Annotated in this window: 15 protein-coding genes; 6 read left to right on the top strand and 9 right to left on the bottom strand. The window is 73.5% G+C overall.

From position 1 onward, the window contains the following. Positions 1-54: 54 nt before the first annotated feature. Positions 55-1,458 (top strand): MFS transporter, encoded by a 1,404-nt coding sequence (locus ACH4FH_RS02715; RefSeq protein WP_398553893.1) that lies wholly within the window; start codon positions 55-57, stop codon positions 1,456-1,458. Here the strand turns inward: ACH4FH_RS02715 and ACH4FH_RS02710 are convergent. The 3 genes from ACH4FH_RS02710 to ACH4FH_RS02700 all read right to left on the bottom strand — a co-directional run bounded on the left by ACH4FH_RS02710 (position 1,362) and on the right by ACH4FH_RS02700 (position 4,049). Continuing rightward, positions 1,362-2,426 (bottom strand): nucleoside triphosphate pyrophosphohydrolase, encoded by a 1,065-nt coding sequence (locus tag ACH4FH_RS02710; RefSeq protein ID WP_398553892.1) that lies wholly within the window; start codon positions 2,424-2,426, stop codon positions 1,362-1,364. The two genes, ACH4FH_RS02715 and ACH4FH_RS02710, sit on opposite strands and share 97 nt — an antisense overlap. Positions 2,427-2,509: 83 nt before the next feature. Next, positions 2,510-3,151, bottom strand: a complete 642-nt coding sequence (locus tag ACH4FH_RS02705; RefSeq protein WP_398553891.1) for a SurA N-terminal domain-containing protein — start codon at positions 3,149-3,151, stop codon at positions 2,510-2,512. A gap of 163 nt (positions 3,152-3,314) precedes the next feature. Next, positions 3,315-4,049 carry an HNH endonuclease family protein gene (locus tag ACH4FH_RS02700; RefSeq protein ID WP_398553982.1) on the bottom strand — a complete coding sequence of 245 codons (735 nt, stop codon included), beginning with the start codon at positions 4,047-4,049 and terminating at the stop codon, positions 3,315-3,317. Between the two features lie 192 nt (positions 4,050-4,241). On the opposite strand from ACH4FH_RS02700, the gene ACH4FH_RS02695 reads away from it, so the two are divergent. Continuing rightward, positions 4,242-5,726 carry a DUF2079 domain-containing protein gene (locus ACH4FH_RS02695; protein ID WP_398553890.1) on the top strand — a complete coding sequence of 495 codons (1,485 nt, stop codon included), beginning with the start codon at positions 4,242-4,244 and terminating at the stop codon, positions 5,724-5,726. Positions 5,727-5,743: 17 nt separating this feature from the next. Next, positions 5,744-6,277, top strand: a complete 534-nt coding sequence (gene cpt / locus ACH4FH_RS02690; RefSeq protein WP_398553889.1) for a chloramphenicol phosphotransferase CPT — start codon at positions 5,744-5,746, stop codon at positions 6,275-6,277. Between the two features lie 62 nt (positions 6,278-6,339). Here the strand turns inward: cpt and mfd are convergent, their stop codons facing one another. Next, a complete protein-coding gene (gene mfd / locus ACH4FH_RS02685; protein WP_398553888.1) occupies positions 6,340-9,924 on the bottom strand; it encodes a transcription-repair coupling factor in 3,585 nt (1,194 codons plus the stop codon). Positions 9,925-10,207: 283 nt separating this feature from the next. Here mfd and ACH4FH_RS02680 point away from each other — a divergent pair, with 283 nt between their 5' ends. After that, positions 10,208-12,115 carry an MFS transporter gene (locus ACH4FH_RS02680; protein ID WP_398553887.1) on the top strand — a complete coding sequence of 636 codons (1,908 nt, stop codon included), beginning with the start codon at positions 10,208-10,210 and terminating at the stop codon, positions 12,113-12,115. A gap of 126 nt (positions 12,116-12,241) precedes the next feature. Here ACH4FH_RS02680 and ACH4FH_RS02675 read toward each other — a convergent pair whose 3' ends face one another. The 4 genes from ACH4FH_RS02675 to ACH4FH_RS02660 all read right to left on the bottom strand — a co-directional run bounded on the left by ACH4FH_RS02675 (position 12,242) and on the right by ACH4FH_RS02660 (position 19,118). After that, positions 12,242-13,753, bottom strand: a complete 1,512-nt coding sequence (locus ACH4FH_RS02675) for a hypothetical protein (protein ID WP_398553886.1) — start codon at positions 13,751-13,753, stop codon at positions 12,242-12,244. A gap of 136 nt (positions 13,754-13,889) precedes the next feature. Continuing rightward, on the bottom strand, positions 13,890-14,966 hold the full coding sequence (locus tag ACH4FH_RS02670) for an LCP family protein (protein ID WP_398553885.1): 1,077 nt from the start codon (positions 14,964-14,966) through the stop codon (positions 13,890-13,892). A 283-nt stretch (positions 14,967-15,249) separates the two neighbouring features. Next, positions 15,250-18,105, bottom strand: a complete 2,856-nt coding sequence (locus ACH4FH_RS02665) for an SUKH-4 family immunity protein (RefSeq protein ID WP_398553981.1) — start codon at positions 18,103-18,105, stop codon at positions 15,250-15,252. A 5-nt stretch (positions 18,106-18,110) separates the two neighbouring features. Then, positions 18,111-19,118 carry an SMI1/KNR4 family protein gene (locus ACH4FH_RS02660; RefSeq protein ID WP_398553884.1) on the bottom strand — a complete coding sequence of 336 codons (1,008 nt, stop codon included), beginning with the start codon at positions 19,116-19,118 and terminating at the stop codon, positions 18,111-18,113. A gap of 295 nt (positions 19,119-19,413) precedes the next feature. Here ACH4FH_RS02660 and ACH4FH_RS02655 point away from each other — a divergent pair, with 295 nt between their 5' ends. Both ACH4FH_RS02655 and ACH4FH_RS02650 read left to right on the top strand, forming a co-directional pair. Beyond that, entirely contained in the window at positions 19,414-19,929 is a 516-nt protein-coding gene (locus ACH4FH_RS02655) for a YwqJ-related putative deaminase (protein WP_398553883.1), read from the top strand. 8 nt (positions 19,930-19,937) lie between these two features. Next, complete coding sequence (locus ACH4FH_RS02650; protein ID WP_398553882.1) at positions 19,938-20,498, top strand: SUKH-3 domain-containing protein; 561 nt, start codon at positions 19,938-19,940, stop codon at positions 20,496-20,498. A 201-nt stretch (positions 20,499-20,699) separates the two neighbouring features. Here the strand turns inward: ACH4FH_RS02650 and ACH4FH_RS02645 are convergent, their stop codons facing one another. Continuing rightward, entirely contained in the window at positions 20,700-22,196 is a 1,497-nt protein-coding gene (locus ACH4FH_RS02645; RefSeq protein ID WP_398553881.1) for a sensor histidine kinase, read from the bottom strand. Positions 22,197-22,341: the final 145 nt, after the last annotated feature.

Genomic DNA, 22,341 nt, shown 5'->3' with positions numbered 1-22,341 from the left:
GCTGGGCGGGCCCGGAGCCACGGTGGCTTCGGGCGGCGGGAAAGGACACCCCTCATGGAGCCCGAGCAGACGCCGGGGCCGGAACAGCGGAGCACGGCGGAGCCGGACGCGGACACCGGCCGGCTGGGGCGCGGCACGCTGCTGCTGATGTCGGTCGCCACCGGCCTGTCCGTCGCAGGCAACTACTTCGCCCAGCCGCTGCTGGACGTCATCGGCCACGATCTGCGGCTGTCCTCGTCCACCGCCGCGCTGGTGGTGACCGTCGCCCAGGTCGGCTACGGGCTCGGGCTGCTGCTGCTCGTGCCGCTCGGCGATCTGCTGGAGCGGCGCCGGCTGGCGGTCACCCTCTGCGTGGCCACCGCGGGCTTCCTGACCGTGACGGCGAGCGCGCCCAACGCGGCGCTGCTGCTGACCGGCACCGCGCTGACCGGTCTGGCGTCGGTGGCCGCCCAGGTGCTGGTGCCGTACGCGGCGACGCTTTCGGCACCGTCCGAACGCGGCCGGACCGTCGGCACGGTCATGACCGGGCTGCTGCTGGGCATCCTGCTGGCCCGTACGGCCTCCGGACTGCTCGCCGAACTCGGCGGCTGGCGCACCGTGTACTGGGTCAACGCGGCGCTGATGCTGCTGGTGGCGTTGCTGCTGCGCCTCCGGCTGCCCACGCTCCGCACCACCGCGGGCCTGCGCTATCCGGCGCTGCTGCGCTCGACGCTCGCGCTGTTCGCGCAGGAGCCGGTGCTGCGGTGGCGGGCCGCGATAGGAGCGCTGGCCTTCGCCGGCTTCAGCGTGCTGTGGACGGCCGTCGCGTTCTTGATGTCCGGCCCGGCCTACGGCTGGCAGGAGTCGGCCATCGGGCTGCTGGGGCTGGTGGGGGCGGCCGGTTCGCTGTCCGCGTCAGCGGCCGGGCGGCTGGCGGACCGGGGCCTGGTGCACCGGGTGACCGGCGCGGGGGCGTTCCTGCTGCTGGGGTCCTGGGGTCTGCTGGCGGCCGGTGGGGCCGGCGGGGCGTGGGCGCTCGCGGCCCTGCTGGCCGGGGTGATCGTGCTGGATCTCGCCGTGCAGGCGGTGCACGTCAGCAACCAGAACGTGGTCTACGCGGTCCGTCCCGAGGCCCGCAACCGCCTCAACTCCGCCTACATGGCGAGCTACTTCGCCGGTGGCGCGGTCGGCTCCGCGCTCACCTCGGTGGTCTGGGGCGCGGCCGGCTGGGGCGGGGTGTGCGTTCTGGGCGCGGCGCTGGCAGCGGCCGTCGCGGCGGTGTGGCTCGCCGACCGCCTGCGCCGGAAGTCCGGGCGGCACGACGACGGTGCGGGCCGCCCGGCGGCGGAGGACGGCGCCGGGGCCCCGTCGGCTCAGCCGGCTCAGTCGAACAGCTCGTCGTCGGCTGCGCTCTCGTCCTCCGCGGAGGACCGGCCCGCAGGCGGCAGTCCCTCCGCGGCGCGGATCGCGTCGCGGTAGGTGCGGGCAGCGGCGCGCAGCGCGGTCTCCGGGTCGGTGCCCTCGGCCTCCGCCCGGACGGCCAGCGCCAGCAGGTCGTAGCCGACGCCCTCGCCCGCCGGCTCGGCCTCGATACCGGCCGTACGGGCCCGGGAGGCGAGCTTGCCGGCCAGCGCCAGCGCGGGCTGGGCCGGCGGTACGCCGTCGGTCACCGACTCCCGCTGCTTCTCCACCGCCTTGGTGCGCAGCCAGTGCGCCTTGACCTCGTCGGGGGTGGTGGCGGCCGCGTCCCCGAAGACATGCGGATGGCGGCGGATCAGCTTCTCGACGATGCCGCCCGCGACATCGTCGAGGGAGAACGGCTCGTCGGGGTCGTCCTGCGCGATCCGGGCGTGGAAGACGACCTGGAGCAGCACATCACCCAGCTCCTCGCGCAGCGCCTCGCGGTCGTCCTCCTCGATGGCCTCGACCAGCTCGTAGGCCTCCTCAAGGCCGTACTTGGCGAGGTCGTGGTGCGTACGGATACTGCTCCACGGACATTCGGCGCGGATGCGGTCCATGACCTGGACGAGGTCCAGCAGCCGGGCGCCGGGCAGGTCGTAGGAGCCGGGCAGCAGCTCCAGGTCGGGCATGGTCTCCCGGCCGGAGCCGGCCAGCCGCGCAAGGCCGTCGGTCAGCGCGCTCTCGCCGGCCGCGGAGGTCAGCACGACGGCGGTACGGTCCCCGGCCACGCAGTGGTCGACGAGGTCGCGCGCGGAGAGGGATGCCTCCTCCACCTCGATACCGGCCTCCCGCAGATAGGGCAGCTGCGGATGGCCGGGGTCGGCGCACAGGACCCGCCCGGCCGTGCGCAGCGTCTGCCACGCGGGCCAGGACAGCAGTCCCGGAGCGACACGGTGGCTGGTGGTGAGGAGGACCAGGCGACCGGTGCCGCCGCCCTGGGAAGGGGCGTCGGCGCCGGAGTCGGCGTGGGAGGCGTCAGCGTTCACGCATCGAACGTAACGCACCCCGCCGACAGCCCCGGCGCCGGTCGGCTTCCCCCACGCTCCGCCCCCGCAGCCGGGCCTCCCGCTCAGGTCTGCTGCTGCTCCGCGGGGCGCTCGGTGGTGATCCAGGGGTCCTTGGTCTCACCGAGGATGACCTCCTGGTCGTCCCAGGTGCCGAACCGCGGGTTGACGTCGATGCCCATGGACCGGGAGGTCTTCGACAGCGTCTGGGCGAGCTTCTGCTGGCCCTGCGGCTGCCCGCGGTCGGCTCCCAGGTGCTCGGCGACGCCGTCGAGCAGCAGCTGGTTGCGGACCATGGCGTCGATCTCGTCGGGGGCGATGGCCTGCTGGAGCCACAGCGCCTGCAGCCGTTCCGCGCCGCCCGCCCGCTTCTCGGCCGCCGCCCGCCACTTCTGGATGTCGCGGCGGGTGACCTCGACGCCGGCGTCCTGCGCGGCGCGCTCCAGCACCTCGTCGAAGATCATTCCGTTGAGGGTGGCAAGGCTCAGCCGGCCGGTGCTGCTGATCATCTGCCCGCCCTGCGGCGACTTGCCCTGGGCTTCGCGCACATCCCGCACCTTCGCCTGCAGCTGCGAGACGGTGATCCGCTTCCCGTCCACCACTGCCGCGGCACCGGGGTGCGCGTCGGTGCCGCAGGCGGCCAACAGCGGGGCTGCGGCCAGAGCGGCGAGGGCGGATACGGAGAGCGCTGTCCTACGGCGGAACACTTGGCCTCCCGGCAGATCGTGCGACGGAGTCTCGACCTTGAGTGATCGATGCTATGGAGTCGGCGTGGCCCAGGCCACTGCTTCGGCCAACGATCTCTCCCGGTGAGGGTTCCGCCCGTTAACGGTTCGACCCGGTGGCGTTCGGGTGTCGGGGACGTCCGCACTACCTCGCCGAGAACCGCGCCGGTGCCTCGGTGGGGCCGCCGCCCGCCGGGAGGCGTTCCTGCGGGCAGGAGTTCAGCACCCGCGCCATCGCGTCCCGCTCGCCCCGCGTCACCCACAGCCCGTACTTCTTCTTCACCGCCACCTGGTGCGCGACGTAGTCGCAGCGGGCGCCCTTGAACGCGGGCAGCCAGGTCGCCGCGTCGCCGTCGCCCTTCTGCCGGTTGGCCGAGGCGTCCACCGCGATCAGATTCAGCGGGTCATTGGCCAAGGCCACCCGCTTGCGCCCCGGCCACTGCTGCGCGCCCTTCTGCCAGGCGTCCGACAGCGCCACCACATGATCGATGTCGACCTTGCTGCGGCCGCGCTCGTAGCGCAGCGACCGCCCGGTGTACGGGTCCTCGGCCAAGGTGCCCGACACCACGACGCAGTCGCCGTCGCGGAAGGCGGTGGCCCGCAGATCGCGCTTGAGGATGTCGTCCCGGGTCCCGCAGCCGTTGCTGTCGGTGTCCGCCCAGGGCGAGCCGAACCGGTCCCGGTCGTAACCGGTCTTCGGGGCACGGCCCTTGACGTCGAGGGAGGCCACCGCGCGCAGCGCGCTGCCCCCGCGCCCCTCCGGCGCGGGAACGGACGGGCTCGCGCCCGCGTCTGAGTCACTGCCGCCATGGCCTTCGTACGGCGAGCAGCCGGTGAGGGCGAGCAGGGCGGCGAGCGCGGTGACGGCGGCGGCGGTCAGGGCAGGTGCGGCGGCGCGGGCCTCTCCCGTTTCGCGGCGGTCGCGGGGAAAGGCGGGGAGCGCGGTCCGTATCAAAGCGGCGTCCAATCCGGGGCCTCGGAGGGGTGCGGGCAGCAGGTACAGCGTCGGCCACCGGGGCCGACCGGTTCGCCGCTTCGAGTATCTTTTCGGAAGTTGAGAGTGAGGACCCGCATGGACACGGCCGCAGCAACGGCGGCGGACGGCAGCACCGGGCATCCGCCCCGGGCAGCCACCGGCGCCGGCCCCGCGACCGCGGCCACCGATGGCGTGCCGGCCGGCCCGCTGCGGCGCATCGCGCAGCGCCTGCGAGCGCCCCGCCTCGACCCGTACTGGACGGCCGCGTTCCTCTTCCTCGCCTACGCGACGCTGTCCCTGTGCCGCTTCCGCTCGATGGGCACCGCGTCATGGGACCTGGGCATCTTCGAGCAGGCCGTACGCGGCTACGCGCACCTCTCGGCGCCGGTCGTCGACCTCAAGGGGCCGGGCACCAACATCCTCGGCGACCACTTCAGCCCCGTACTGATCCTGCTCGCCCCCTTCTACCGGCTGCTCCCCTCCCCCGTGACCCTGCTCACCGCGCAGGCCGCGCTGTTCGCGCTGTCCGCCCTGCCGGTCACCCGGGCCGCCGCCCGCTACCTCGGCCGCGCCCGGGGGCTGGCCGTCGGCCTCGCCTACGGCCTGTCCTGGGGCGTGCAGAAGGCGGTCGACTTCGACTTCCACGAGATCGCCTTCGCGCTGCCGCTGCTCGCCTTCGCCCTCGAAGCGGTGCTGCGCGGGCGGTGGACCGCGGCGGTCTGCTGGGCCGCGCCCCTGGTGCTGGTCAAGGAGGATCTGGGGGTGACCGCCGCCGCCGTCGGCGCGCTCGTGCTGATCCGCACCCGCAGGGCCACCCCGGCGGCCATCGCCCTGGTCGCGTTCGGCATCACCGCCACCGCCGTCACCCTGGGTCTGGTCATCCCCGCCTTCAACGGCTCCGGCTCCTACGACTACTGGTCCAAACTCGGCGGCGAGGGCGACGCTCCCACCATCGCGGTCGACACCGCCGTCCGCACCACCCTGTGGATCCTGCTGCCCACCACCGGCCTGCTCGCGCTGCGCTCTCCGCTTCTGCTGGTCGCGCTGCCCACCGTCGGCTGGCGGTTCCTCTCCCACGATCCGCACTACTGGGGCATCGACTGGCACTACAACGCCGTCCTGATGCCGGTGGTCTTCCTCGCCCTCGTCGACGCCCTCGCCCGCGCCCGCTTCTCCGCCCGGCCCTGGCTGCGCGCGTACGCCCTGCACCTGCCGTCCGCCGCGCTCGCCGCCGCGCTCGCGCTGACCACCACGCTCCCGCTGGCCCGCCTCACCGAGCCGGTCACCTACCGCAAGCCGCCGGCCGTCACCGCCGCCGAGCGGCTGCTGGAGCGGATACCGGACGGCGCGACCGTGGAGGCCGACATCCGGCCGCTGAGCCGTCTGACCGGCCGCACCCGTGTGCTGTGGACCGGCGACACCGACGGCATCTCCCCCGACTACATCGCGGTGCAACTGCACGACAACCGCTCCCCGCAGCAGGCCCTCGCCGACGCCGCGCGCCGCCACCCGGAGGCGAAGTACGCGCCCCTCGGCGGCGTCGCGGACCTCGTCGTATTTCGCAGGACGGCCGCCCGCTGACTGCCTAGGGTGGCGCGATGACCACCGACGTGATCGTCCTCAACGGCGGTTCCAGTTCCGGCACCTCGTCCCTGGCCCGCGCCCTTCAGCACGCCCTGCCCCGCCCCTGGCTGACCTTCGGTGTCGACACCTTCGGCGATGCCCTCCCACCGACCCTGCAGGACTCGGCGGACGGTCTGCTCGTCGCGCCCGACGGGCAGGTCACTGTCGGCCCCGCCTACCGGGCCCTGGAGTCCGCCTGGCGCAACGGCATCGCCGCGATGGCCCGCGGCGGCACCGGCGTCATCCTCGACGAGGTGTTCCTCGGCGGCCACGAGGGCCAGCAGCGGTGGCGATCCGCGCTGGACGGCCTGGAGGTCCTGTGGGTCGGCGTCCGCTGCGCCCCCGAGGTCGCCGCGGCACGCGAACGGGCCCGCGGCGACCGGGTGGTGGGCATGGCCGCCGCCCAGGCCGACCTCGTCCACCAGGGCGTCCGCTACGACCTGGAGGTCGACACCGCCGACGCCACACCGGACGCCTGCGCGCGCCGGATCGCTGAACAGGTGCACTGAAACGGGTGCACCGACCGGACCGGCGTGGCACGCAACGGGCCGCGCCGGTCCGCTTTCGAGGGCTACGACCCCACGATCGTCGTCAGGAACTCCCCCACCCACGACAGCAGTTCCCGACCGACCAGCGGCTTGCCGCCGATCTTGCCGGTGGTCGGGCGGGGCACCAGGATCTGCCGGGTTGCCGGCTTGAGCACCGTCCGCGGATGCAGCCGCTTGAGCCGCAGCTCCTGCGACTCCCGCAACTCCACCGGCCCGAAGCGGACGTTGGAGCCCTGCAGCGTGATGTCCGCGACGCCGCAGGAGCGCGCCAGCATCCGCAGCCCGGCGACCAGCAGCAGATTCTCGACCGGCTCGGGCATCTTGCCGTAGCGGTCGGTCAGCTCCTCGCGGACCGCGGTGATGTCCTCCTCCGTCGTGGCGGAGGCGATGGCGCGGTACGCCTGCAGCCGCAGCCGCTCGCCCGGCGCGTAGTCGTGCGGGACGTGCGCGTCGACCGGCAGCTCGATCTTGACCTCCAGCGGCGGCTCCTCCTCCACACCGCCTTCCAGCGACGCCCGGTAGTCCGCGACGGCCTCGCCGACCATCCGGACGTACAGGTCGAAGCCGACGCCCGCGATGTGCCCGGACTGCTCACCGCCGAGGAGGTTGCCCGCACCGCGGATCTCCAGGTCCTTCATCGCGACGTACATACCGGCGCCCATCTCGGTGTGCTGGGCGATGGTCGCGAGCCGCTCGTGCGCGGTCTCGGTGAGCGGCTTCTCCGGCGGGTAGAGGAAGTAGGCGTAGCCGCGGTCCCGGCCGCGGCCCACCCGCCCGCGCAGCTGGTGGAGTTGGGAGAGGCCGAAGTTGTCGCCGCGCTCGACGATCAAGGTGTTGGCGTTGGAGATGTCGATGCCCGATTCGACGATGGTCGTGGAGACCAGCACATCGAACTTCTTCTCCCAGAAGTCGACGACGACCTGCTCGAGCGCCGTCTCGCCCATCTGGCCGTGCGCGGTCCTGATCCGCGCCTCGGGCACGATCTCGCGCAGCCGCGCGGCGGCCCGGTCGATGGACTCCACCCGGTTGTGGATGTAGAAGACCTGGCCCTCGCGCAGCAGTTCACGCCGGATGGCGGCGCCGATCTGCTTCTGCTCGTACGGCCCGACGAACGTCAGGACCGGATGCCGCTCCTCGGGCGGGGTGGTGATCGTCGACATCTCGCGGATGCCGGTGACCGCCATCTCCAGGGTCCGGGGGATCGGCGTCGCGGACATGGTCAGCACATCGACGTTGGCGCGCAGCTTCTTCAGCTGCTCCTTGTGCTCCACACCGAAGCGCTGTTCCTCGTCGACGATGACCAGGCCCAGGTCCTTGAACTTGGTCTCCGAGGAGAACAGCCGGTGGGTGCCGATGACGAGGTCGACTGAGCCCTCCCGCAGCCCTTCCAGGACGGCCTTGGCCTCGGTGTCGGTCTGGAACCGGGACAGCGCCCTGACCTTGACCGGGAACTGGCTGTACCGCTCGGTGAACGTGCCGAAGTGCTGCTGGACGAGGAGCGTGGTCGGCACGAGGACCGCGACCTGCTTGCCGTCCTGGACCGCCTTGAAGGCCGCGCGGACCGCGATCTCGGTCTTGCCGTAGCCGACATCGCCGCAGATCAGCCGGTCCATCGGGACCGACTTCTCCATGTCCTCCTTGACCTCGGCGATGGTGGTGAGCTGGTCAGGCGTCTCGGCGTACGGGAAGGCGTCCTCCAACTCCCGCTGCCAGGGCGTGTCCGGGGCGAAGACATGGCCCGGGGCCGCCATCCGCGCGGAGTACAGCTTGATCAGGTCGGCGGCGATCTCCTTGACCGCCTTCTTGGCGCGCGCCTTGGTCTTCGTCCAGTCGGCGCCGCCCAGCCGGTGCAGCGTCGGGGCCTCCCCGCCCACGTACTTGGTGACCTGCTCCAGCTGGTCGGTGGGGATGTAGAGGCGGTCGCCTGGCTGGCCGCGCTTGGCGGGCGCGTACTCGACGAGGAGGTACTCGCGGGTCGCGCCCTGCACGGTGCGCTGCACCATCTCGATGTAGCGGCCCACGCCGTGCTGCTCGTGCACGATGAAGTCGCCGGCCTGCAGCGTCAGCGGGTCGATGGTCTTGCGGCGGCGGGCCGGCATCCGGCCCAGCTCCTTGGACGCCGCCTTCTGCCCGGACAGATCCGTCTCGGTCAGAACCGCGAGCCTCAGGCCCTGGTCGACGAAGCCGTTGTCGAGGGAACCGCAGGTCACGTGGACCACGTTCGCCGCGATCTGCGACAGCTCGGCTTCCATGCGCGCCGGGATGCCCTCGCCGCCGAGCACCTCGACGGTGCGGGCCGCCGGGCCGTGCGCCTCGGTGAGATACACCGTGCGCCAGCCGTCGGCGAGCCACTGCTTGGTGTCGGCGAGCGCCCGCGCGGTGTCCCCCCGATAGGTGTCGGGGGCGTGCATGCCGAGCTTGAGGGTGTCCCCGGCCGCCGCGACATCGGCCGCCGTCAGCTCCCCTGCGGGGGCGTCGGGCCCGATGTCCCCGGAGGAGAACTGGCTGACCGACCACCACATCATGCCCAGCTCGCGTGCCCGCTCCCGGACGTCCGCGATCCCCCACAGCGAGGCCGCGCCCACATCGATGGGGGCCTCGCCGCCGCCGGCGCTCGCCGCCCACGACGCCTGGAGGAACTCCTGGCTGGTGGCCACCAGGTCCGCGGCACGCGTCCGGACCCGCTCCGGGTCGCACACCACGGCCATGCTGGCCTCGGGCAGCACGTCCAGCAGCAGTTCCATCTCGTCGACCAGGGCGGGCGCGAGGGATTCCATGCCCTCGACGGCGATGCCCTCGGCGATCTTGCCGAGCAGTTCGCCCAGCTCCGGGTGCTGCTCGGCGAGCGCCGCGGCCCGCGTCCGGACCTCTTCGGTCAGCAGCAGCTCACGGCACGGCGGCGCCCACAGGCCGTGCTCGGCAACCTCCAGCGAACGCTGGTCGGCGACCTTGAAATACCGGATCTCCTCGACGTCGTCGCCCCAGAACTCCACCCGCAGCGGGTGCTCCTCGGTCGGGGGGAAGACATCCAGGATGCCGCCGCGGACGGCGAACTCGCCGCGCTTCTCGACCAGTTCGACGCGGGTGTACGCGGCGGCGGCCAGCCCGTCGACGATGTCGCCGAGGTCGGCGCTCTCGCCCGTCCGCAGGCTGACGGGGACCAGGTCACCCAGCCCCTTGACCTGCGGCTGGAGCACGGAGCGGATGGGCGCGACGACGATCGAGACGGGGCCGGCCATCACGTCGTCCGCCCGCGGGTGGGCGAGCCTGCGCAGCACCGCGAGGCGGCGTCCGACGGTGTCCGAGCGAGGCGAGAGCCGCTCGTGCGGCAACGTCTCCCAGGACGGGAACTCCACGACGGAGTGTTCCTCACCGGCCGGCACCAGGGTGCGCAGCGCGGCGGCCAGGTCGTCCGCCTCACGGCCGGTGGCGGTCACCGCGAGGACCGGCCGGCCGGCGTCGCGGGCGAGGGCGGCCACCGCGAAGGGACGGGCCGCGGGCGGGCCCACCAGGTCCACGTGCGGCCGGTTCCCGTCGGCCGCGGCCTGCACCGCTTCGGCAAGCGCCGGGTCCTGTACGACGGCGTCGAGCAGACCAGTCAGGCTCATGAAAAAGGCTTCCGTCCCAGCGAGGCGAACAACGCGAGCAGCCCGACACGTCGAACGGGCCGGGGTTGCCCACCTTACGCCCGCCCACCGACACCCCGCGGCCCGAGCGGATACGGGGCCGGGAGGCCCCGGCGCCCGTACCGAGGCAGGCGCCACGATGCGAGGGGACACCGCCGCCCCGCCACCGCTCCACGGCCCGGCGTCCACCCACCGAGAAGCCCCGTTCCGCCCAGTGACCCCGCATGGAATGGTGTCGGCTACACACAACTGCGGAGGGGGCCCGGTGAGCCGCACCACAAGGGACAGCGCCAGCGCTACGGACCGGGAGGCGGACTGTCCGGACCCCGCGGGCACCACGGCGGGAGGGACCGGCACCCGCCGGCGCGGCCCGGTCGTCGCCGCCCTCATGCTCGGCATGGCGCTCGCCGCCCTCGACTCCACGATCATCGCCACCGCGATCCCGCAGATCGTCGGCGACCTCGGCGGCTTCGCCGTCTTCTCCTGGCTCTTCTCCGGCTACCTGCTCGCCGTCACCGTCACCCTGCCCGTCTACGGCAAGCTCTCCGACACCTTCGGCCGCAAGCCGATCCTGGTCACCGGCATCGTGCTCTTCCTCGTCGGCTCCCTGGCCTGCGCCGGCGCCTGGAACATGGCCTCCCTGATCGCCTTCCGCGTCCTGCAGGGCCTGGGCGGCGGCGCCCTCCAGGGCACCGTCCAGACCATCGCGGCCGACCTCTACCCGATGAAGGAACGCCCCAAGATCCAGGCGAAGCTCTCCTCGGTCTGGGCCACCTCGGCGGTCGCGGGCCCCGCCCTCGGCGGGCTGCTCGCCGCCTACGCCGACTGGCGCTGGATCTTCCTGGTCAACCTGCCCGTCGGCGCGGTCGCCCTCTGGCTGATCCTCCGCCACTTCGTCGAGGACGCGCGGAGCGGGGCGGGGGCGAGGAACGGTACGGCCGCGAGCCGCGGCGCGGGCCCGGGGAGCGAGGCGGGGGCGCCCGCCCGCCGTGCCCGTGTCGACTGGCCCGGCGCGCTCGCCATCTTCGCCTGCGGCGGTCTGCTGCTGACCGCCCTCGTGCAGGGCGGCGTCGCCTGGCCCTGGCTCTCCACCCCCTCGCTGCTGCTGTTCGCCGGCAGCGCGGTGTGCGCGACGGCCACCGTCCTCATCGAACGCCGCGCCGCCGAGCCGATCATCCCCGGCTGGGTCTGGCGCCGCCGCACCATCGCGGCCGTCAACCTCGCCCTCGGCGCCCTGGGCCTGCTGATGGTCGCCCCCACCGTCTTCCTGCCCACCTACGCCCAGTCCGTCCTCGGCCTCGGCCCGATAGCCGCCGGCTTCGTGCTCTCGGTGATGACCCTGAGCTGGCCGGTCTCGGCAGCGCTGAGCAGCCACGTCTACAACCGCATCGGCATCCGCAACTGCGCGGTCATCGGCATCGGCGCGGCCGGGCTGATACTCCTCGCCTTCCCCCTGCTGCCCTACCCGGGCGCCGCCTGGCAGCCCGCCCTGATCATGCTGGCGCTGGGCGCCGCCCTGGGGCTCTTCCAGCTCCCGCTGATCATCGGTGTGCAGTCCTCGGTCGGCTACGCCGAGCGCGGCACCGCCACCGCCTCGATACTCTTCTGCCGCCAGGTCGGCCAGTCCATCGGCGCGGCCCTCTTCGGCGCCATCGCCAATGCCACGCTCAACGACCGCCTCGCCCACGCCCCACGGGAGATCCGCCCCGGGCTGCCCGGTGACCTCGACGCCGTCTCACACGCCCTGGAGCACGCCGGCTCCCTCACCGCCCAGGCCACCGACTACCTGCGGCGCGCCGTCGACAGCACCGTCGATCACGTCTACCTCGGCGCCGTCGCGGCCGCCGCCCTCGCCCTGACCGCCCTGGTCCTGCTGGCCCCCCGCCACTTCCCGGTGCACGCCGATGCCCGCACCGCGCGGGAGACGACGGAGGACACGAACGACGCGATCGGCGCTGAAGGCACGGGCGGCACGGACGACGCCGACGGCACGGATGACACCGACGGCAAGGGCACCTCAGGTACCCCCAGCGACCCGGGTGTCCCTGGCTCAGCAGCCCCGGGCGCTGCCCCCGAGGCCGGCAAGGGCGCCGGAGCAGGGGCCGCGACCGGGGCCGGGGACGGGGCGATGGACCGGGCGACACCGGGGCGGGCCGAGCCGGCCGGAGCCTAGGAGGCGTACGCGGTGCGAGCACGGCGATTCTGCTCCGCGCCGACCGGGCCGAACCGCCCGGCCCGGACCAGCTTCGGCGCGGGCGTCCCGGGCTGCTCCACGGCCCGGGCCCGTCCGCGCGGCGCCTCAGCCCTGAAGACGGGGCAGCTCCGTTTCCAGGGTGTCCTCATCGTCGGGGTCGACGGGAGACCTGGTGTCCTCCTCCGGCCCGCCGCCTTCTCCGTCGTCCGGCCCGGCGCCTGCCGCCCCCTCGGGCCGGTCGGCCGCGTCCCTGTCCTGCTCGGTTTCCGACTCCCGGCCCGACCCGGTAGGCGTGCCTGCGCTGTCGCCGTAGTCGGCGGCGAAGTCCTCGCTGTAGTCGTAGAAGCCGTCGCCGTGGTCGTAGGCGTCCATGCCCATGCCGTCCTCAGCCGGCGCACCGCCCGCGTCCTTGCCCCCGTCGTACTCCTGCTCCCCTTCGTACTCCTGCTCCCCTGGGTACTCCTGCTCCCCTGGGTGCTCCTCCGCCGCGTCGGCGTCGTCGACTCCGTCCACGCTGTCCGCGACGTCCGAGCCGCTGTCGTCCGCACCGCCGGCGTCGGCGTCCTGGTCGGCCGGGGCGGGCGCGACCAGCGGCCCGCGCTTCGGCTGTGGGGCCGGCGGAGGCACGGTCGCCGATGGCCCCGGCCCGGCAGCGGCTCCGTCACCCGCGGCGGAGGCCGTCCCCTCGGGAGCCCCTCCCCCAGGCCACTCCGTCACCGCCTGCCCGGCCTCGTCCTCCTCGGGGCCCGTGCCGGTGAGCGACGCGAGGCTGTTGCGCACATGTGTCATGTGGGCCCGTACCTCTTCGCGCTCCTCCTCGTGCTCGCGCAGGACGCGTGCGGTCGTGCGCTCGATGCGCTCCACCTCGGCCCTGGCCTGGGCCAGCAGCTCCGCACCCCGGTCCTCGGCGTTCTCCTGTTCGTGCCGGAGGACCTCCTCGATCTCGGCGTGCTCGCGCTCGCACGCGGCGAACCGGGCCTCGCCCTCCGCGTCGAGTTGCGCGAGACGCCGGTCCAGCTCCACCTCCCGGTCCTGGAGTTCACGACCGGCCGCGTCCCACTCCTCGGCCTGCCGCTCCTCCTGTTCCTCCGTCAGCTGTGCGGTGCGCCGGCGCACGTCCGTGAGTTCCCGGTCCGCTTCGTCGCACCACTGCTCGGCGTCCCTGGTGGCCGCGTCCAGAAGGGCGGTCGCCTCGGCCCACGCCGCCTCCTCGGTGTGCCGGGCGTACTCGTCCGCCTCGGTGTGCAGCGTGTGCGCCACCCTGTCGGCATCGTCCCGGACCTCGTCGGCGTGGACCGCGGCTTCCTCATGGGCCCGTTCGCCCGCCTCCTCCGCCTCGGCCCGCAGCCGGGCCGCCTCGGATTCCGCGGTGGTCAGGATCAGCTGGGCCTGTTCGCCGAGGGATTCGTACCGTTGTGGCGGCATCTGCGCCAAGTACGCGCACAGTTCCGACAGCTCGGCCGTCATCTCGTTCGACAGGACGGTCAGCCGCGCGGCGCGCTCCCAGCACGAGTCGCGGTCGGCGGAGAGTCCCTCCACACGTCGGTCGACATCGTCCGGTCGGTAGCCACGTCCTCGTACGGTCTCGAACCCGTGAGGCGAAACCGATGCACTCATCCCTCAAGCCCCTCTCCGCCGCGCACAGCAGTCGCGCGGTCCCGCACGGTTCCGCACAGTCCCGCGCACATCTTTGTGGATCTGCCCGAAGCGGCCCTATCGCGACACTCCGCCCATCTCATCCCACCAGGATGCGTCAATTGTTGCCGGAAGTCGGAATTGGCTCATCGTTGCGCAAGGCGCGGAAGAGTCTCCCCGCCGCGATGTCGTCCCACAGCAGTACGTCTCCGGAGCCGGCGACGGACACGCCGGGGCCGGAGAGCGGGACCGTCGTCGCGGTTCCCTCGCCCCCGGCGATTCGTCTCATCGACCAGCCCAGACCGGCCAACTCCCAGGCACCCGAGCCCTCGTCCACCGTCATCGCGCCGAGCGACACATCCAGCACCGGCACCAGCCGGAAGGGGTTGAGAAGCACTCCGGGGCCGAGCATCTCGCTCGCCACCGCGCTGATCAGCTGCCGCTGCCGCTTCACCCGTCCGAGATCGCCCGCCGGGTCGCTGTAGCGGGCGCGTACGTACGCCAGCGCCTGCGTACCGTTCATCTCCTGGCAGCCCGCCCGGAAGTCCGCCCCCGACTTCTCGTCCCGCAGCGGCTTGTCCGGACACAGCGTCACCCCGCCGAGCGCGTCGACGACCTCGACGAAGCCGAGGAAGTTCACCTCGGCGTAGTGGTCGATGCGCAGCCCGGTGGCCTGCTCGACGGTCCGGGTCAGCAGCTTCGGCCCGCCGTCCGCGTACGCCTCGTTGAGCTTCCCCCTGCCGTGCCCCGGCACCGGGAGGTAGCTGTCGCGGGGCAGGCTGACCAGCGAAGGGCCGCGGTCGCCGGAGTGCAGCAGCATCACGGTGTCGGTGTTGCGGCTCCCGCTGTTGCCGACATGCAGCTCTCGTCGCTGCTCGGGCGTCAGCCGGGCGCGGCTGTCGGAGCCGATCAGCAGCCAGTTCGTGCCCTTGCCCGCGGTCGGGCGGCCGGCGTAGCCGCCCAGCGCGTCCACATGGCGCACCTGCCTGCCTGCCCACACGTACAGCGTCGCAACGCCGGCCAGCAGCAGCACGACCAGCACCAGCAGCGTCACCAGGATCCGCCGGGGCCAGGACCACGTGCGGTGCCCGCCGGGAGTCGAAGGGTGCCGGCGCCCCTTGCGAGACCACCGCCGCCGCCCGGCGCGGTACAGCGTCGTCGACGACTGCGGCGACGGAGGTGGCGGCTGACCCATGTACGCATGATCCCGGCGGCCGCTCCCCACCGCAGGTGGAAGCGCGTCAGGCAGCCGTACGAGTGAGAGCGGACCACCCGTCAGGAGGACGGCGCACAGGGAGATCCGGCGAACCCTCGGCGGATGGCCCACCGCTGCCGGACCGGCCGGCCCCGCCGAACCGGCCGACGCTCATGCCGCCCGGCCTCGCCGTACGCGGGCTTCCCGTACCGCAGGAGAACGCGCGACGGGCGGCCGTTTCCGACCGCCCGTCACCACCGTCGCAACCGTCGGAGGGCGACCGCTACAGCAGCCCGTCCCACATCTGCTCCAGGAGCACCGACCACCAGGTCTCCGGCGAACCGAGCGCCGGCGGGTCAAGCGCCACCAGCTGCGCCTGGAAGTCGACGGTCCAGCGGCCGGCCTGCTCGGGCGTCAACCCGAACCGCAGCCGCCACATCCGCCCCAGCATCGCCAGGCAGCGCACGAACTCCGGCAGCCCGGTGTTGACGAACTGCGGCGCCGCCGGCTGCCCGCCCGGGCCACCCTCCATCGGGATCGCCACGATGTTCGCCGTGCCGTACTGCACACACAGCTGACGGCCGAAGTCATTGCCCATCACCAGATACGAGCCCGCGTCCGACGCCGGCTGCACCATCCGCTCCGCCGCCAGCTCCGCCAGCGTCGGCACCGGGCGGCCCGGCTGCGCCTGCGCCCAGAAGAACGGCCCGAAGTCGACCGGCAGCCCGGCCCACACCAGCGTCTGCGCGACCACGTCCGGTACGCCGTGCCGGGAGACCGCCCGCTGATCGAAGCGGAAGACCCCCTGCGGGCCGAAGGACTGCTCCAGCTCCTGGCCGATGGCCTGCGGCGGCACCGGCGGCGCCTGCTGCACCTGCGAGGGATGCGGCAACGGCGCCCGCACCGGAGCCGGCCGCGCCGGCCCGTCCGCGACCTGGTGCAACTCGCCCTGATGCTCGACGAGATGACGCACGCCCTGCTGCCGCGACGCATGATCCCTGCCGTACGCCGCGGTGTGACTGATCCGCACCTGCGGCCAGTTGTCGCGGATCATCCGGGCGCAGTAGCCACCCGGCAGATCGCAGCACTCCAGCTCGGTGTGCAGCTCCAGCACCTGCTGCGGCGGGATGTTCATCCCCCGCAGCTCGTGCAGCAGCTGCCACTCCGGGTGCGGCAGACCGGGCGCCGAGCGGCGCACGATCTTCTGCTCGGAGCCGTCCGGCGCGCGGTAGCTCAGCACCGCCATGTAGCCGGGGCCGACGGTCGGCACGCCGCTGGGCGCCTGCGGATAGCCGTAGGCACCCGGGCCACCGGGACCCGGCACACCGGGCGGGGCCTGCGCGCCGTGCGGGCCCGGAGCCGGCGGGGGCACCGGTGCGCCAGGAGGCGGGCCGACGGGCCCGGCCGGCGGCGGCATACCGGGAGCGCCCGGACCGCCGGGGCCACCGGGGCCTTCGGCCAGTGCCGCGCCGTCGGCGAGCATCGTCGCCGCGGCGTGCACCCCACCACCACCGCCTGCGGCAGGCGGAGCGGGCGGCGCGGACGGCGGCGGGGGCGGACCGCCCTGGCCGGAACCACGACTGCCCGCGGACGCTCCGGGCCTGCCGGGCGGCCCCGGAGGCTTGGGCGCACCGGGCACCCCGGGCGGCGCGGGCGGCGGCGGCACCCCGGGGCCACCCGCTCCACCCGGACCGCCGGAGCCGCCCGGCCCCGCGAGCTGGCTCTGCAGGGCCGCGCCGTCGGCGAACATCGTCGCCGCGGCATGCACCCCGCCGCCGGCCGGGCCGTCCGAGGCGGCACCGCCGGAGCCGGCCGCGTCGCCGCCCCCGGGACCGTCCACCGCACTGAGATCCAGATCCGCCGCGTCGAGCTGCGACACCATCTGCGTCGGTACGTAGCCACCGGCCGGCGCACCGGACGCGCCGGAGCCGGACGGCGCGGGGCCGCCGGGCGGGCGTACCTCCGCCTTGCTCGTCGCGGCGCCCGCGACCGCCGCGGGATCCTGGCCCCGGCCCGCGCCGGGGATACCGGGCGCACCGGGAGGCGGCGGCGGTCCCCCGGCGTTGCCGGGCAGCGAAGAGCCGTCCGCCAGCATCGTCGCCGCGGCGTGCACGCCCCCGCCGCCCACGGGCGGGGCAGGGGGCGGCACCCCGGGGCCTGGCACACCGGCCCCCTCGGGCGGCGGCACATCGGCGGCCGGCGGACCGGACGGCGGCGGCAGATCCGGCAGCGCCGGCGCCCCGGGCGGGGCAGGCGGCATCGGCGGCGGCGCGGACAGCCCACCCGGGCGGCCCTGACCGGCAGCGCCGTCCCGGCCCTCCGGCCCGCCGGCCCCCGGCACCTCCACCGCGGGCGCGACCTGCGTACGCGGCAACTGACTGCCGCCGTGCAGCAGTTCGGTCTTCGCATCCGGCCGCGTACGCGGCGGCCGCGCGTCCTCGCTCCCCTCAGGGTTGGCGAGCGGCGGCGCGAACACCGTCGCGGGCAACCCCACCGAACGATCGTCGGCCCCCTCGCCGCCGGTCGTGTCCGCCGCGGCCCACGGCGTCTCACCGGACGCCTCCACCGCACCACGTCCACCGGCAGCCGGACCCGGCGCCACAGCGGCCTCATCCGCCCGCGCGAACGCACCGGAACCACCCTCGACCAGGCCGTCCTCCGCCCCGGCACCATTCACATTCACATCTGCCCAGGCATCCGGGGCACCCGACGAAGCCGACACGGCCTCCAGCGCCGCGCCCCCGTCCCCCCGCCGGCCCGGAATGCCGATCGCGTCCGCCGCCTCCTGCAACCACTCCGGCGGAGTCAGCAGGAACGACGTGGCCTCCAGATCGATCCGCTGCGGCGGCGCCTCGGCCGCGCCGTACCCGCCGTCCACCGCGGCGCCGTACTCCTCCTCGTACCGCCGGATCACCTCACCCACCGGCAGCCCTGGCCACAACGTCGTCTCCCCGCTGTCCCGCGCGATCACCAGCCGGCTGCGGCCGCCGTCACCACGCGGACCGCCCTCCCGGTCCTCGGCCCAGGCCACAAAACCCAGATCGAACTCCCGCACCCGCACCTCACGGTGCTGCGGCGCCGGCACCTCGCCGTTGACCCAGCGCTCCGCGCGCTCCTGCGCCTGCGCGAACGTCACCATCGCGCTCACCCCTCCACCGGAACGGCGCGCGCGAAGCCGCCGTCCACCATCAGGTTCGCCACGGTCTCCAACTCCGGCGGATTACCCGCCAAACGCTGCAGGAACTCGTCGAAATCCGCACCGCACGGCAACAGCAGCCGCTCCACCCGCTCCTGCACCGACCAGCCGTCCTGATCACGCGCATCGTCGTACGGACAGAACCACACCGACCCCAACGCATCGCCGCGCACCTTCACCGCGACCACACCGCCCTGCACGAACGCCACACCCAGATAGTCCTTGGTGAAGTGATCCCGCAGACACTTGTTCACATAGACCAGATCATTCACCGCGGCGTCATCACGCACCGTGAAGAACGGCTGATCGACCAGCAGCCCCAACTCCGCGTCGAGCGCCGCACCCACCGGCGCACACCCGCCCGCCGCCTTCAAAAACGCCCGATACGCACCCGGCAGCCGGAACCCCAGCACCTCCTCGGCCTGCGACACCTGCTCCTCGCCCACCGACAGATCACGGTGCGGCAACTTGAAATGCACCGGCCGGGTCTCCTGCAACGGCCGCGTACCCCGCTTGCCGTGATCCACAGCCGTCGTCGCCAGCCCACCGTGATGCCGCAACAGCGCCTTCACCTCGACCGGAACCAGCTCCATCCGCCGCGAACCCGCGACGTGATGCCACGTCCAGCCGTGCGGCGTCGCCACCGACGGCACATCCACCCACAGCTCGTGCCCCTGGGCATGCAGCGCGGCATTCGCCGACACGTAATCCGTCAGCCGCAGCTCATCGACCCCGAACCCCTCCGGCGGCTCGGCGATCTCCGCCGCCGCACGCGCATACGGCGAGAACTCCGGGAACCCCCGTCCATCCATCCGCACCCCCGCGGGATACCTCGCGGCACGGACCGGATCCGGAAAATGCACGACCTGCCCGGCATAGGCGGTGTTCGGTGGCGCGGGCTGCCCCCCGGCCTGAGGGCCGGGAAGTGCCCCCAGCCCGAGCCGACCTGTCGTCATCGCGTCTGCCCCCTGGCTGAAGCTGGCTTTGACGCACAGCCTATGCCGTGCCGCAACACCCTCCCCCCGCGCCCGCCCCCACCCGTCAGCCCACCGACACGCCGCCGTCACCCCCCGACCCCGCGCCCCCTACCCGCCCGCGCACCACCCCGCCCACCAGCCCTGTTTCCCCCGCAGCAGACGGACTGTCACACCCCAGTGACATCACCGACAGCACCTCCGACTACCGCAACGCCCAGCACATTTGGCAGGCTGACCCCGCAACCGGGGGATTGCAGGGAGGGAAAGCACGACCATGAGCACCACCGCGCACCACACCGCCGCCAACGGCGACCCCCGCATCGGCTGGAGCGGCACCGCCGACGCCGATCGCGCCCCCACGCTGCGCCACCGCCGCGACGGCATCCTCCCCACCGTCGGCGCCGCCCTGTCCGTACGCGGACAAACCCTCACCTGCACCGCAGGCAAGGCCGAACAACCCCCCGCCCTGCACCCCCTCGTCCAGGACTTCCTCGACACCCTGGGCACCGCACAACGCGAACGCTTCACCGGACGCTGCCCCGAAGCCGTCCTGCTCTCCCGCCACCTCACCTCCGTCGAGGCCGGCCGCAGCAAACGCGCCTCCCGCAAACCCCTCACCAACGGCGAAGCCCGCCGCTCCCTGAAACACTCCAAGATCACCGCACGTCACATCCGCGAGGACGGCGACCCCCGCCACGGCAACTACGCCCCGCCCTGTCGCTCCTGCGACGCGCTCCTCGCCCACTTCGGCGTCATGCCCGTCGGCGGCACGACACCCAACGGGAGCTGACCGCCACCATGCCGCCCGCCACCCCACGCGCCTCCGCCGTCCCCGCGCCCACCCACGACCGCGCCGGCTCCACCCGCTTCCCCCCGGCCGTCGACATCGCCCTCCAGGAAGCCGGCTGGCAAACCGGACGCTGGGACATAAAGCAGGCAGAACACTGGGCCGACACCCTCCGCGCCCACTCCTCCCCCGCCGGACACCGCCACACGATCTTCCCCGCCGCCGTCGAGGCCTGGGCGGAATTCGGCGGACTGCACATCGCCGGACCGGGGCCCGGCCGCCACATCGCCCCCACCCCGTTCACCGTCGACCCCCTGCACGGCCTCCACCTCGCCCGCACCCTCGGCGACCTCGGCCGCGCCCTCGACACCCACGTCGCACCCCTCGGCCAGGAAGAAATCCCCACACCCGACGGCGCCCCCACCGGCCAGGCGATCCTCGCCATCGACGCCGAAGGCCGCGTCTACAGCCTCGACCACACCGGCGACTGGTACCTCGGCGCGAACATCGACGTCGCCCTGGGCACCCTCGTCCTCGGCACCCGCCCCAGCCGGCTCACCCTCGCCGGCTGAACCGCGGACCCCGCGGACACACCCTCTCCGGCTGAACCCCGGGCTCTGCGGACACGCCGGACAACGCGCCCCGCCGCCGTACGCCGGCCTCCCCGTCACCGCCGCGCCCGGAAACACCGCTGCACCGTCCGGCCCCGCAAGCGAGCCACCCTGAGCAAACCGCCCCGAGCGCCATCACTCCGGCCCATCACCCCGGCAACATCACGCCACACCACGGCACGCGGGCACCACCGCCGACACCCGAAAGCCCCCCGCCTCCGTCGGCCCCGACACGAACACGCCCCCCAGCGCCGTCACCCGCTCCCGCATCCCCACCAGACCGTTGCCCCCACTGGGCAACCCCGCATCCGTCGCCCCACGCTCCGACGGACCGTTCTCCACCTGCACCGCCACCTCGCCGACCCGATGCGCCACCCGCACCCGCGCCCGCGCACCGGGCGCATGCTTGTGCACATTCGTCAGCGCCTCCTGCACCACCCGGTACACGGCCTGCTCCACCCCCGGCGGATAACCCCCGGCAGCCTCCCCGGCCTCCCCGGCCTCCCCGGCCTCCGCAGCCACCCCGGCCCCATCACCCACCGCACCGTCCGGCCCCTGCACCGCAAACTCCACGACCATCCCGGCCGCCCGCGACTGACCCACCAGCTCCCCCAGCTCCGCCAGCCACGGCCCCTCCCCCTCGGGCTCACCAACCACCGGCCCCGACCCCGACGCCCCACCACCCCGCACCGCAGCCCCAGCCGCACCCGACACCCCGGACGACGCCACCGACGCACCCGCCGACGACCTCACCTTCACCTGCGACGCCACCGCCACCAACCGCTCCGGCGCATCCGACGCCGGAGCCCGCACGGCCGACCCGTCAGCCGTCCGCAACACCCCCAACATCTCCCGCAACTCCGTCAGCGCCTGCCGACCCATATCCCCCACCAACGCCGCGTTCTTCGACGCCTTCTCCGGATCCTTCAACGCCACCGCCTGCAACGCCGCCGCATGCACCACCATCAAACTCACCCGATGCGCCACCACGTCGTGCATCTCCCGCGCGATCCGCGTCCGCTCCTCGTTACGCGCCCACTCCGCACGCTCCTCGGCACGGTCCGCCAACAGCGACAGCTCCCGCTCCAGACCGTCCGCCCGCTCCCGCAAGCTCTCCACCAACCGACGCCGGGCCCCCACATACAGACCCCACAACACCGGCGGCGCCGTCACCACCAACCCCACGGCCACCGCCATCGCCGGCACGAACCACACCGGCGGATTGAAGTCCTCCTGCGACGCCACGTCCTGCCGCATGCTGAGAAACGTCGTGATCAACGTCCCCACGACCGTCATCCCCGCCAACAGCGCAGTGATCCGACGCGGCACATCCGACGCCGCCAACGTGTACAGACCCACCACACCCAGCAGCGCACCCATCTCCGCCGGCATCACCGCGATCGACACCAACACCACCGCGATCGGCCACCGCCGCCGCACCAGCAACACCGGCCCCGCCACCACACCGAGCAGCATCCCGGCCGCCTCCGGCACCTGCGCCTCCTGCGCGAAGCGCGCGCCTTCCAGCACACACTCCACCGCCGAAGCGAACGCCAGGAACACATCCAGCACGGCGCTCCGCCGCCGAGCCCACCACCACGGCCCAGCCGTCGGCGCGCCTCTCACACCCGCTCCTGCACTTGCCCCCGTTGCGGTCATACCGACCAGCCTACGGGCGGTCGCACCCAATCCCCCGAGGAGTTCCCCACCAGGTGCCAGACCCATTACGAGCCGTTACCACCGAATATCCCTCGAACTATTGAATCGCCCACATTTCCGCCCCTCGCCCACCCCCCGCACGCCA

This window comes from Streptomyces sp. NPDC017993 (genome assembly GCF_044328065.1).
In the GTDB taxonomy this organism is placed as follows: Bacteria; Actinomycetota; Actinomycetes; order Streptomycetales; family Streptomycetaceae; genus Streptomyces.
The sequence above is the reverse complement of the archived record's forward strand: the minus strand, read 5'-3'. Positions and strand labels throughout refer to the sequence as shown.